We start from the raw sequence: 12,745 nt of genomic DNA, 5'->3' as shown, positions 1-12,745 counted from the left end.
CTCATACCGGTGCTGATACCGGCCTTTCAGGTCGTTTGAGGTTCTTAGCTTTCCAGAGGCATAACCGGATAAGGAGAAGTACTATGGCGGCCCCTGTCGTCACCCTACAGCAATTGATTGAAGCCGGATCGCATTTCGGCCACCAGACCCACCGCTGGAACCCGAAGATGAAACCCTATATCTTCGGTGCCCGCAACGGCGTCCATATTCTTGACCTTTCGCAGAGCGTGCCCTTGTTCGCTCGCGCGCTTGATTTCATTGCCAATGCAGTGTCTTCCGGCGGCAAGGTTCTTTTCGTTGGTACCAAGCGTCAGGCACAGGAGCCTATCGCAGAAGCCGCACGGATGAGTGGACAGCATTTCGTCAACCATCGCTGGCTCGGCGGTATGCTTACCAACTGGAAAACAATTTCCAACTCGATTCGCCGGATGAAGACGCTTGAAGAGCAGCTTTCCGGTGACATGGCTGGCTTCACCAAGAAAGAAGCCCTGCAGATGACACGTGAGCGCGACAAGCTGGAACTGTCCTTGGGTGGTATCCGTGATATGGGCGGTATTCCCGACGTAATGTTCGTAATCGACGCGAACAAGGAAGAGCTCGCCATCAAGGAAGCCAATGTTCTTGGCATTCCGGTTGTTGCGATCCTGGATTCCAACGTCGACCCCAGCAACATCGCATTCCCGGTTCCCGGCAATGATGATGCGGCACGTGCCATTCGTCTTTACTGTGAGTCCGTGGCTGCGGCTGCGACCAAGGGCGGGCAGGAAGCTGCTGTTGCATCAGGTAAAGACCTGGGTGCAGAAGTTGCTCCACCGGTAGAAGCGATTGTTTCCAGCGAAGCTAATGCAAGCGCAATGGCTGCTGGTGAAGCGGCTGCAGTTGCAGAGATCGAAGCGGCACCGGCTGAAGCACCGGCGGCTGAAGAAGCTCCTGCTGCAGAAGAAAAACCGGCAGAAGAAAAGCCTGCTGAAGAAGCAAAAGCTCCGGCCAAAAAGCCGGCAGCTAAAAAGGCACCAGCCAAGAAAGCAGCTGCGAAAAAGGCTCCTGCCAAAAAAGCACCAGCCAAGAAAGCTGCCGCTAAAAAGGACGACGACAAGAAAGCCGACGAAAAGGCTTAAGCTTGAAGCATCTTGGTGCGGTCATATATTGACCGCATAGGAAAATGGCGGGGCGGCATCGGTGCTGCCCCTTCATTTTATTAAGAACATATCATTCTCACACACGAAATTGAGGAACTTAAAAAATGGCTATTACCGCAGCAGCAGTGAAAGAACTGCGCGAGCGCACCGGCGCTGGCATGATGGATTGCAAAAAAGCATTGAACGAAACAAATGGCGACGTGGAAGCAGCGGTTGATTTGCTGCGTACCAAGGGCCTTGCTGCCGCTCAGAAGAAATCCAGCCGTACCGCGGCTGAAGGTCTTGTCGGCGTGGCTGTATCCGGTACCAAAGGCGTTGCTGTTGAAGTGAACAGTGAAACCGACTTTGTTGCCAAGAATGACCAGTTCCAAGCCTTTGTAACCGGCGTGACCGAAGTTGCATTGGGTCTGGGCAGCGATGATGTCGAAGCTCTGGCAGCGGCAGACTATCCTGCTGGCGGTACGGTTCAGGACACCCTGACCAATAATATCGCGACCATCGGCGAAAACCAGGCGATCCGCCGGATGAAAACTGTTGCAGTCAGCAGCGGAACCGTTGTGCCTTATGTCCATAATGCCGTGACGCCTACAATGGGTAAAATCGGCGTGCTGGTCGCGCTGGAAAGTACCGCCGGCGCTGACGTTCTGGAGCCGCTCGGCAAACAGATCGCTATGCATATTGCTGCGGCCTTCCCATTGGCGTTGAACGCTGATGGTCTGGATCAGGACATGCTGGACCGCGAGCGCGCAATTGCCGCTGAAAAAGCCGCTGAATCCGGCAAGCCAGCGAATATCGTCGAGAAAATGGTCGACGGCGCGATGGCGAAATTTGCCAAGGAAAACGCATTGCTCAGCCAGATTTTCGTCATGGACAATAAAACGCCAATCGCTCAGGTCGTCGAGCAAGCTGGCAAGGATGCTGGCGCTGAAATCAAGCTGATCGAATATGTTCGTTTCCAGCTTGGCGAAGGCATCGAGAAGAAAGAAGAAGATTTTGCAGCGGAAGTGGCCGCGACTCTCGGCAGCTAATACCCAAATTTGCGTCCAAATAACAGTTGGGCGCATTAACACTTGGCGCAATGGCGCGGACTATCTATGGTCTGCGCCATTGTCGTATTTGGTGCTGATACATGACAGTTAGCGGGATGGAGTTTGCATGAAAAGACCAGCGTTTAAACGCATTTTGCTGAAGCTTTCTGGCGAGGCGTTGATGGGGTCCGGAGAATTCGGGATCGATCCGGAAACCGTGAATCGGATCGCGGCCGAAGTGAAGTCTGCGAAAGAAGCGGGTTATGAGTTATGTCTGGTCGTCGGCGGCGGGAACATATTCCGCGGATTGGCGGCAGCGGCTAAAGGTTTCGATAGGACCAGCGCGGACTATATGGGCATGCTGGCCACAGTAATGAACGCGCTTGCCGTGCAAAATGCGCTCGAACAAATGGGGTGTGACACACGGGTTTTGTCAGCCATCCCAATGGCAAGCGTTTGCGAGCCCTATATTCGCCGCAAAGCCGTCCGGCATCTTGAAAAAGGGCGAATCGTGATATTCGCGGCCGGCACCGGCAACCCGTATTTTACGACCGATACGGCCGCGGCCTTGCGCGCGGCGGAAATGGGCTGTGAAGCTCTGTTTAAAGGGACTAGCGTGGACGGTGTCTATGACGCTGATCCGAAAACCAATCCGGATGCGACGCGCTATGATGCGCTGAGCTTCGATCAGGTGCTGACTGACAATTTAAAGGTGATGGATGCCAGCGCTGTCGCGCTGTGCCGCGAAAATAATATTCCGATTGTTGTTTTTACCATCCGTGAGCAAGGCAATCTGGCGACCGTCCTTGGCGGTGGCGGTACGGCGACCATCGTCGGTGCAACAGAATAGATATTGGGAGAATTGAGCGATGGCACAATATGATAAAGGCAGCCTTGAAAAGCGGATGAATGCTTCTCTTGAGGCTTTGAAACACGATCTGAGCGGATTGCGGACAGGGCGTGCCAATACGGCGTTGCTCGATAGCATTACGGTCGAAGTATATGGCGCAAAGATGCCGCTCAACCAAGTGGCAACAGTGTCCGTGCCAGAGCCCCGCATGCTGTCTATTCAAGTCTGGGACAAGGGCAATATTCAGCCGGTAGAAAAAGCCGTACGGTCCGCAGGGTTGGGTCTTAATCCTATGGTTGATGGCCCAAATATCCGGCTGCCCATTCCCGACCTGACCGAAGAGCGCCGTAAGGAACTGGCCAAGATGACTGGTCAGTTTGCTGAAAAAGCACGGATTGCAATCCGCAATGTCCGGCGCGACGGCATGGATGACATCAAGGCCGATGAGAATAAGAAGGAAATCGGTGAAGATGACAAGAAACGGTTGGAGACAGAGGTTCAAAAACTGACCGACCAGATGATCGAAGAAGCAGACAAGCTGTCATCTGCCAAAGAACAGGAAATCCTCACACAGTGAGGCTGGCGCCATCCAAGAAAGGATCGATCGATCCAGATGCGCAGGGATCACACGTAGCTGACCTGACCTATGGCGCGCGTCACGTCGCGATCATTATGGACGGCAATGGTCGCTGGGCAAAAAAGAAACATTTGCCCCGGGCAATGGGCCATAAAAAGGGTGTCGAGACTGTTCGCAGCATTGTTCGGGTTGCAGGAGAAATGGGTGTCGAGGCGCTGACCCTCTATGCTTTCTCTTCAGAAAACTGGAGCAGGCCAGCTGATGAAATCACTGATTTGATGGGTTTGCTTCGCCAATATATTCAGTCGGACATTGATGAATTTGATGAAAACGGCATTCGCCTGAAGGTCATTGGAAACTACAAGGCACTCGACAGTGATATTGTGCAATTGATCGACAATGCTCTGGAGCGGACGGCTGACAACGACAAGATGACGCTCGCTATTGCTTTGAACTACGGTGCACAGGACGAAATGCTGAGGGCGGTGCAGAATATTGCTGAGGCTGTGAAGCGGGGTGATGTAGAGCCAGATCAGATTAACATTAGCCATATGTCTGGAGCCCTGGATACAGCCGGACTGCCACCGCTTGATCTTTTGATCCGTACATCTGGTGAATTACGTCTTTCCAATTTCCTGCTTTGGCAGGCGGCTTATTCCGAGCTCTATTTTACCGATGCCCTATGGCCAGACTTTGATAAAAGGGAGCTGCAGCGCGCTTTGAAATCATTTGGGGACCGGGAACGCCGTTTCGGCGGACGTTGAGTCATGAACGATCCCGCCAGTCCTGTAAAAAAGCCGCCGAATGAACTGTTGACCCGGATCATTGTCGGCGTTGCACTGGTGGCAGTAACGGTCGTTACGCTTGTAGTGGGCGACCATGAAATTGGCAGGCACGCTTTGTGGTTTTTGGTGATATTAATGTCACTGGGCATAATGTCTGAATGGGCTGAACTGACTGGGCGGCTGGAGAATAAGCGCCTTGCCCTTTACGCTCTGTCTGTTCCGCTGGCTATCATGTCATATCTGGCCGCCGGACCGTCGTTTCTTGCGCTCGGACTGCTATTGGGTGCGGCAATGTTCATCGCGGTTTTTGACCGCTCGATAAAATTGTCTCTAGGGATAATTTATGCTGGATTACCAGCACTATCTGTCTTGTATCTGCGAGGAACTGATAATGGGTTGCTCATTCTGTTCTGGACGCTGGCATTGGTCTGGGCGACGGATATTGGTGCCTATTTTTCCGGCCGTGCGATCGGCGGACCAAAGCTGGCACCAACATATAGCCCAAACAAAACCTGGGCGGGATTGATCGGGGGCGTGATTGTGACAGCCTTGTTCAGTTTTGCCCTGCACGTTTACTTTCAACTGCCGTTCCGTCTGGTCCTGCTGAGCATTCCGCTGGCTGTGCTCGCTCAAATGGGCGACTTGTTTGAAAGCCAGATGAAACGGCAGGCAGGGGTCAAGGATAGCGGCACCATATTCCCCGGCCACGGCGGAGTCATGGACAGGCTGGATGGCCTGATTCCGGTCGCACCTGTTGTTGCGATCATCATATTATTTGGCGGCCAATGAACCACGCATCACCCAGAACTGTTTCCATATTCGGGGCCACTGGTTCGGTAGGTACATCCACGCTCGACCTTGTTCGTCTGGAGCGTGACAAATATCGCATTCTTGCACTGACCGCGAATAGTAATGCTGAAGAACTGGCGAAGCTGGCCATTGAATTTGACGCTGAGATTGCCGTTATCGCTGATAGCAATCAGTATGAAGCCCTCAAAAACCTGCTAACCGGCACAAAAATCGAAGTTGCCGCCGGGCCGGAACGGCTGGTTGACGCTGCCGCGCTGGGTGCTGACTGGACAATGGCTGCAATCGTTGGCTGTGCCGGTTTGCCGCCAACACTGGCGGCCTTGAAGTGCGGAAAGACAGTCGCGCTGGCAAATAAAGAGGCTCTGGTTTCCGCCGGTGCGCTGATGATGGCGCAGGCCAGGGCGGCCGGCGCAACGTTGCTACCGGTGGATTCAGAACATAATGCAATCTTCCAGTCCTTACAGGGCGGGCGCGTTGATCAGGTTCGCAAGATTACGCTGACGGCCAGCGGCGGACCCTTCAGAACATGGTCCAGAGAACAGATGGCGTCGGTCACACCAGAGCAGGCCGTGGCGCATCCCAATTGGGACATGGGTGCCAAGATATCTGTCGATAGTGCCACCATGATGAACAAGGGGCTTGAGCTTATCGAGGCCCATCATCTGTTTCCGGTTGGTTTGGAGAATATTGACATATTGGTCCATCCACAATCGGTTATTCATTCCATGGTGGAATATAAGGACCGGTCCACATTGGCGCAGTTGGGGTCGCCGGATATGCGCATTCCGATCGCCAGCGCGCTGGCCTGGCCAGAACGCATGACAACTGACTGTTTGCCGCTTGATCTGGCCAAAATCGCTCGCTTGGACTTTGAAACGCCTGATCATGATCGCTTCCCGGCGATAAAGCTGGCGCGTGACGCCATAGAGGCTGGTGGTGCGGTTCCGGCCATATTGAATGCAGCCAACGAAATTGCGGTTGCAGCCTTCCTGAAGGAAGATGTTCAGTTTCTGGAAATCACTGAGATTGTATCGCGCATTATTGACAGCTATAGCCCGCCTATACCCAATGAACTTGCGGATATCTTTGGGATTGATAGAGAAGCGCGGGAACGAACCGCAGCCATGATTGAGGATGTTAGAGTTTGACCGAAAATCCAGGCATATTGCTGACTTTATTTGCTTTTTTGCTCACTATTGGTGTGCTCGTCTTTATCCATGAAATGGGGCACTATCTGGTCGGACGCTGGTGCGGTGTAAAGGCCGATACGTTCGCCATCGGTTTTGGCAAGGAATTGGTCGGCTGGAATGACAAGCGCGGCACCAGATGGAAAATCTGCGCATTGCCACTTGGCGGCTATGTCCAGTTTGCTGGAGATATGGATCCTGCCAGTACACCCGGCGACGATTGGCTGAAGCTGCCTCCGGAAGAACGCAATCAAACCTTTCAATCTAAATCCTTATGGCAAAGGGCTGCGATTGTTTTTGCAGGGCCAGCGATTAATTTCCTTTTCGCCATTTTGATTTTAGCGGGCTTCGCCCTGACTTTTGGAGAGAGCGTGACACCACCGGTGGTTGGAACGGTTGCAGAAAATTCGACCGCCGACGGTATCGGTTTGAAGGAAGGCGATAAAATCGTCTCTATTGATGGTGATTCTATTGCCCGTTTTACTGATTTATCGCGCGAAATTTCTATCATTCCTGATGAAACTGTGGAGATCGCCTTCGAGCGGGATGGTACGGTCATCGCAAAAGAAGCCAAAATCGGCGTGCGTATTGAGAAAGACCGGTTCGGAAATGAATACCGGATTGGCCTGCTGGGGATATCGCCGGGTAGCGTCGAACGACGGGATGTCCCGCTATGGGAGGCGCCTGTTGTCGCAACGCGTCAGACCGGCGAGATTGTGGATCTCATCGTGACAACATTGGGACAGGTGATCAGTGGCCGAAGGTCGGTTACAGAATTAGGTGGACCGCTTAAAATTGCACAGGTTTCAGGTGAACAATTTGTTGCTGGACTGAGCCAGTTCATATTCTTTGTAGCGTTAATCTCAATTAACTTAGGGTTCATCAACCTCCTGCCAATCCCCATGCTCGATGGTGGGCATTTGATGTTCTATGCCATAGAAGCGGTCCGGCGAAAGCCTGCTAATCCTATGGTTCAGGAATGGGCATTTCGATCGGGTTTTGCACTGGTGGTAATGTTCATGTTGGTGGTGACGTTTAATGATTTAGCCTCTTTTGGATTATTCAGAGCAATCTCTGGTTAACAGCCTGTTGATTGACCATTGATTGATCGCTCCGGTTGGGGCAGGGGGTTTCGCAAAACTTGATGCATTTATGCACTGGTTAGTATTTTTGAGTTTTAGGCGTGAAAGCGAGTTTGTCTGTGAAGCATAAAAAACGGCTCCTGCCCATGTTGTTGAGTGGTACCATATTGGCAGGCATTTCGGTGCCAGCCTATGCACAGGAAGCGCCGGCGGTTGAGCCCGTCCTGCCTGTCGACAACACGATCAGATCTATCGTGGTAAATGGCTCTCAGCGGCTGGAATCGGGAACTGTCCTTTCTTACATGAAGCTGCGGGTCGGGCAGACCTACACGCAGGAAGCTGCCGACCAGGCCCTCAAGGACCTGTTCGAAACAGAATTGTTCAAGGATGTCAGCATCCGTAACAATGCCGGTGCGGTTGTTATCGAAGTTGTTGAAAACCCTGTGATCAACCGGATATTGCTGGAAGGCAATAAGCGGATCAAAGAGGACAAAATCCGTCCGGAAATTCGCTTGGCACCGCGACAGATTTTCACTCGTTCCAAGGTGCGCGCCGACGTGGCCCGTATCGTCGAGCTATACAAACGCAAGGGCCGGTTTGCAGCCAGTGTCGAGCCAAAAATGGTTCAACTTGACCAAAACCGTGTTGATATTGTTTTTGAAGTCAATGAAGGACCGAAATCCAAGGTTCAGCAGATCAATATCATCGGGAATGAAGTGTTTTCGGATGGTAAGCTGCGCGGCGAAATGGCCACAAAACAAGCCCGTTTTTATCGTTTCTTCAGTTCGAGCGACACCTATGACCCGGACCGGCTTGCTTTTGACCAACAAAAGCTTCGTCAATTCTATCTGACCGAAGGCTATGCGGATTTCCGGGTGATTTCAGCTGTGGCGGAGCTTACACCGGACAAAAAAGACTTCATCATCACCTATGTTGTTGAAGAGGGCGATCGCTACAAATTTGGCGACGTTACAGTTGAAAGCGAAATTCGAGATTTCACTTCAGAAACGTTGACCCCGCTTTTGCCGATGAAGGAAGGCGATTTTTACAACGCGAAGCAAGTCGAAGACACGGTGGAAAACCTGTCTGAGACAGCCGGCCTGTTTGGCTACGCTTTTGCCGACGTCCGACCCGAATTTACGCGCGATAAAGACACCCTAACCATGGGGATCAACTTTCAGGTTGCCGAGAGTGATCGTGTCTACGTGGAGCGCATTGATATCAATGGTAATACGCTGACCGTCGATAAAGTGGTTCGGCGCGAATTCCGGCTGAATGAAGGTGATGCGTTTAACAGTTTTCAAGTCAAGCGCTCGGCCAACCGGATCAAGTCTCTTGGCTTTTTCCAAGACGAACTGGAAATCGAACAAAAGCAGGGCAGTGCACCCGACCGGATCATATTGGAAGCTAATGTAGAAGAACGAGCAACTGGTGAATTGCAGCTGTCAGCTGGTTTCTCCAGTGTTGAGAACTTCATTCTTCAGGCCTCTGTCCGTCAACGCAACTTCCGCGGTAAAGGTCAGGAACTGCGGGCAAGTGTGAGCTATTCCAGTTTCTCTCAAGCTATTGAATTTGGATTCACAGAACCCTATTTGTTCGATCGTAATATTGCGGTTGGCGTCGATGTCTTTCGCCGTGATTTGAACAGCTTCAACTTTGTCGGCAATGACCGTGAGACGACATTTGAGCAGCTGACAACGGGTTTCCAGGTACGTGCGGGCGTGCCGATCACCGAATATCTATCTGCTTCACTACGCTACGGCCTCAGTTTCGACGACGTGACCTTGGATAGAGATTTGTTTTTTACTGACTCTAATAGTGATGGCACTCGTGGCAACAGCGCTGATGATACTTGTGATCCTCTGGTTGCTGGCCGTTTTCTATGCGATGCGCTTGGTAAACGTACCACCTCCTCAATCGGCGCGTCTCTGATCTATGATGATCGCGATAACCGAGTTCGCCCAACGCGCGGTCAAACTATCGTCGGCAGTCTCGATTTTGCCGGTTTGGGAGGCAGCGTCAAATATTTGAGGGGACGCCTTAATGCGGCGAAATATTGGCGCCCATTTGGTCAGTTCATTTTCTCGATAAGCGGCGAGGCCGGGTATATTCATCCGCTGGAGAATCGGGGCAGTGCGGCTGATGGGATTGATGATATCCGCTTAACTGACCGCTTTTTCCTTGGTGAACCGCAAATTCGTGGCTTTGGTATTCGCGGGGTTGGTCCTCGGGTTGTTCGAAACTTTACGCAGCCTGCGCTGGACGATAATGGCAATCCATTTAACCAGATCATCATCAACGAAAATCAACGCACGGACGACGCTATCGGCGGGCGGGCATATTATTTGGCGCGGGCTGAATTAGAAATTCCCCTTGGTTCTGGAGCCCGTGAGCTAGGTTTGAGGCCTTCGATCTTTGTTGACGCCGGTGCGGTGTTTAAGGTCACTACGCCGATTTTGCAAAATCCTCAGTTTGTCGGAAGGCTTCAGGAACGCGACGCGAACGGTGCTGGCGTAACAATAGGGCGTGTTGATAGCAATGGTGCACCTGTTCTTGATACAAATGGCGTGCAGATTCAGGATCCGGTCTTTGTTGATAATGCTCTGGGTTTCTTGAGAACAGATCCTAATGGCAACGCAATTATTACACCGCAAGCCACTGACGCCAACGGTAATCCATTTCCGGTCGCCACCACATTCACAGAAAGCTTCTTTGGCGATACTGCCAGTCCCCGTGTTTCCGTTGGCATAGGTGTCAACTGGAATTCCCCATTCGGTCCATTCAGGATTGATGTCGCCCGCGCTTTGCTGAAAGAGCCCGGCGATGATACTAAGCTATTTACTTTCAATGTAGGAACACAATTCTAATGACATTTTCAACCAAGACACTTTTGAAATCGGCGGCATTGGCCGTTGCAACCTTGTCTGTCCCAGCGGTTGTCGCCTCACCGGCGGCTGCGCAGTCCAGAACCAGCATCGGCGTCGCGAATTATGAAGCGGCAGTTGTTCGGTCACAGGCTTACCGGACGGCCGTGGAGCAGATGAAAACAACTTATAAGGCAGACATTGATGCGACCAACGCGCGTGCAACGGCTTTACAGACAGAACTGAAACCTCTGGTCGATGCCTACAACGCAGCGGTTCAGCAGCCAGGTGCTACAGCTCAGACGGTGCAACCACAGGCACAGGCCTTGCAACAGAAGCGTCAATCTGGCCAGCAAGAGCTTGCTCGCCTGCAACAGCGTGTCACATTGGCCACGGCTTATGTGGAAGAGCAGGTCGGTATGAAACTGAACGACGCGATCAAAGCGGCGATGAAGGCTAAAAATGTTGATCTTGTACTGCAACCACAAGCCGTTGTCGCACGTGAGCCTTATGTTGACATAACCGAATCCATCGTAGCGGAACTCAACAAGCTGGTTCCTTCCGCGACAATTACACCGCCAGCTGGATGGAAGCCCGGTCAGGCGCAACAACAGGCACAGCAGCCGGCCGCAACTGAACAACCTTCCGGTCGTTAATAACCGCTATGTCTGAATCGCTGGATTATGACGTAACAAAGGTGATGGCGGTGTTGCCGCACCGCTATCCCATGTTGCTGGTCGATCGTGTGGAAGAATTGGTCAAAGACGAATCGATTCGTGCGGTGAAAGCCGTCACGATGAATGAAGGCTTCTTCCAGGGGCATTTCCCCGGACGACCGATCATGCCAGGCGTTATGATTGTCGAGGCTTTGGCCCAGGCTGCCGGCGTTTTGGCGATGGAAAGCTTTGGACTGGTTGGTTCTGGCAAGCTTGTCTATTTCATGGCAATTGACGGGGCAAAGTTCCGCAATCCCGTGGAGCCAGGCTGCTTGCTGTCGCTCAATGTTGAATTTGTGCAGAAACGTCCTCGGGTCTGCAAATTTTCAGGGAAAGCGATGATTGGCGACAAATTGGCCGCCGAGGCCAGTTTTACAGCCATGATTGCTGATCCGCCCAGTTCATAATTGGCAGGATAGACGACAAAAGAATCTTGCACTTTGGAGCGGTGGCAGTTAATGCGCCGCTTCGCATTCTATTATACGCTTAGGGAACTGGTCGGAAACCAGCCCGCTTTGGAGCAAAAAATGAAAAAAGATACGCATCCCGACTATCACATGATCAAGGTCCAGATGACCGATGGCACTGTGTTCGAAACCCGCTCTACCTGGGGCAAAGAGGGCGAAACTTTGCAGCTTGATATTGATCCGACATCGCATCCAGCTTGGACTGGCGGCAACCAGCGCCTTATGGATGCTGGCGGTCAGGTTGCACGTTTCAACAAGCGTTTCGGCGGTTTGTCACTCAAGAAAAACTAAGTTGTGTTTGCAGAGGTTTAGGGCCTCTGCTCACCACAAGCTAACGGCACCAAGCCATGGCGTGAGAAGCGACAGCTTCTGGCGATAAATTTCCGCTGCCCGCAGACTTGAGATTTTCACGAATTGGATTTCCGAGCCTGGGCGCAGTTGCCCGATCAGGTGGCGATCGGCCCGTATGACTTGGGCTATTCGCGGATAGCCTCCGGTTGTTTGCGCATCTGGTCCGAGCAAAAAAGGCTCTCCGTCCGGTGGGCACTGGATTGTCCCTGGAAACACCGGTGCGCTTTGCATTTCATCGTCATTCTCCATTTCGAGAACAATGCCATGCAAATTGAGCCCCATCCGATTAGCTCTTCGTCCGGCCTGAAACTTTTCTTCAAATAATTTACTTTGAGAATAGAGGGTTAAGGCCGAAATTTCGGGCCCGGCGGTCACGCGAATGATATATTTTCCGGACAGGTTGGGGCGCAACTCGACGGGTGTTTTCGTATCCGTCGGATCAGGTTCAGAATTCCCTGCCCACTGGATTTTGTCACCCGCCTTCACGGCGCGACCATGAAAACCTCCCAATCCGGCACCGAGATAGGTGGATTGACCGCCCAAAAGAGACTGGGCGTCTATTTTCCCAGCAACAGCGAGATAGGATCGGCACCCCCGATCTGCCGGACCGATATGAATCTCGTCGCCGGCCTTTATATCGGTCCGTTTGTGCAATGGCTGATCTTCGCCGTTGATGCGGAAAAATGAGGCGGCGCCTGTTAAAGCCATAGCACTATGTTTTTCGGCCACAAATTTGGCATCATCGAGAGTGATTTCGATCGCAATCGCACCTGCAGCTTCGCCGACCAGATGATTGGCCAGGGCGAGGGACAGGCAATCTGCCGCTCCGGCTGCGGGCATGCCTAGATGCCTATGGCCGGAAAATGGAGAGCCCTGCAGAGTCGTTTGC

The 12,745-nt window shown here is 52.3% G+C and carries 12 protein-coding genes and 1 pseudogene; 12 read left to right on the top strand and 1 reads right to left on the bottom strand.

Annotated features, from left to right (window positions below; translation table 11 throughout):
• Positions 1–83: 83 nt before the first annotated feature.
• The 12 genes and pseudogenes from rpsB to rpmE all read left to right on the top strand — a co-directional run.
• Positions 84–830 (top strand): annotated as a pseudogene (rpsB, locus tag AC6I9Z_RS13290) (30S ribosomal protein S2); the annotation flags it as partial.
• Positions 831–1,243: 413 nt separating this feature from the next.
• Positions 1,244–2,167, top strand: a complete 924-nt coding sequence (tsf, locus tag AC6I9Z_RS13285; RefSeq protein ID WP_461456259.1) for a translation elongation factor Ts — start codon at positions 1,244–1,246, stop codon at positions 2,165–2,167.
• A gap of 127 nt (positions 2,168–2,294) precedes the next feature.
• The gene (gene pyrH, locus AC6I9Z_RS13280; protein ID WP_109356681.1) at positions 2,295–3,017 is read left to right on the top strand and encodes a UMP kinase; all 723 of its coding nucleotides are present in this window, start codon (positions 2,295–2,297) and stop codon (positions 3,015–3,017) included.
• A gap of 19 nt (positions 3,018–3,036) precedes the next feature.
• On the top strand, positions 3,037–3,594 hold the full coding sequence (frr, locus tag AC6I9Z_RS13275; RefSeq protein WP_461456258.1) for a ribosome recycling factor: 558 nt from the start codon (positions 3,037–3,039) through the stop codon (positions 3,592–3,594).
• A 95-nt stretch (positions 3,595–3,689) separates the two neighbouring features.
• On the top strand, positions 3,690–4,358 hold the full coding sequence (uppS, locus tag AC6I9Z_RS13270; protein WP_461456929.1) for a polyprenyl diphosphate synthase: 669 nt from the start codon (positions 3,690–3,692) through the stop codon (positions 4,356–4,358).
• Positions 4,359–4,361: 3 nt separating this feature from the next.
• Complete coding sequence (locus AC6I9Z_RS13265; protein ID WP_109356684.1) at positions 4,362–5,168, top strand: phosphatidate cytidylyltransferase; 807 nt, start codon at positions 4,362–4,364, stop codon at positions 5,166–5,168.
• Positions 5,165–6,337, top strand: coding sequence for a 1-deoxy-D-xylulose-5-phosphate reductoisomerase (locus AC6I9Z_RS13260; protein WP_461456257.1), 1,173 nt, complete (start codon positions 5,165–5,167; stop codon positions 6,335–6,337). The genes AC6I9Z_RS13265 and AC6I9Z_RS13260 overlap by 4 nt, the downstream gene beginning before the upstream one ends.
• Positions 6,334–7,458, top strand: a complete 1,125-nt coding sequence (gene rseP, locus AC6I9Z_RS13255) for an RIP metalloprotease RseP (protein ID WP_461456256.1) — start codon at positions 6,334–6,336, stop codon at positions 7,456–7,458. Before AC6I9Z_RS13260 ends, rseP begins: the two co-directional genes overlap by 4 nt.
• Before the next feature lie 146 nt (positions 7,459–7,604).
• Entirely contained in the window at positions 7,605–10,325 is a 2,721-nt protein-coding gene (bamA, locus tag AC6I9Z_RS13250) for an outer membrane protein assembly factor BamA (RefSeq protein ID WP_461456927.1), read from the top strand.
• Positions 10,325–10,978 carry an OmpH family outer membrane protein gene (locus AC6I9Z_RS13245; RefSeq protein ID WP_461456255.1) on the top strand — a complete coding sequence of 218 codons (654 nt, stop codon included), beginning with the start codon at positions 10,325–10,327 and terminating at the stop codon, positions 10,976–10,978. Before bamA ends, AC6I9Z_RS13245 begins: the two co-directional genes overlap by 1 nt.
• Before the next feature lie 8 nt (positions 10,979–10,986).
• A complete protein-coding gene (gene fabZ, locus AC6I9Z_RS13240) occupies positions 10,987–11,445 on the top strand; it encodes a 3-hydroxyacyl-ACP dehydratase FabZ (RefSeq protein ID WP_109356688.1) in 459 nt (152 codons plus the stop codon).
• Between the two features lie 120 nt (positions 11,446–11,565).
• Positions 11,566–11,796: a 50S ribosomal protein L31 gene (rpmE, locus tag AC6I9Z_RS13235; protein ID WP_108812696.1), complete on the top strand. Its 231-nt coding sequence runs from the start codon at positions 11,566–11,568 to the stop codon at positions 11,794–11,796.
• 30 nt (positions 11,797–11,826) lie between these two features.
• Here rpmE and AC6I9Z_RS13230 read toward each other — a convergent pair whose 3' ends face one another.
• Positions 11,827–12,696 (bottom strand): 5-oxoprolinase subunit C family protein, encoded by an 870-nt coding sequence (locus AC6I9Z_RS13230; protein WP_461456254.1) that lies wholly within the window; start codon positions 12,694–12,696, stop codon positions 11,827–11,829.
• Positions 12,697–12,745: the final 49 nt, after the last annotated feature.

Source organism: Parasphingorhabdus sp., assembly GCF_059726685.1.
This window is presented reverse-complemented; position numbering and strand designations above follow the sequence as displayed.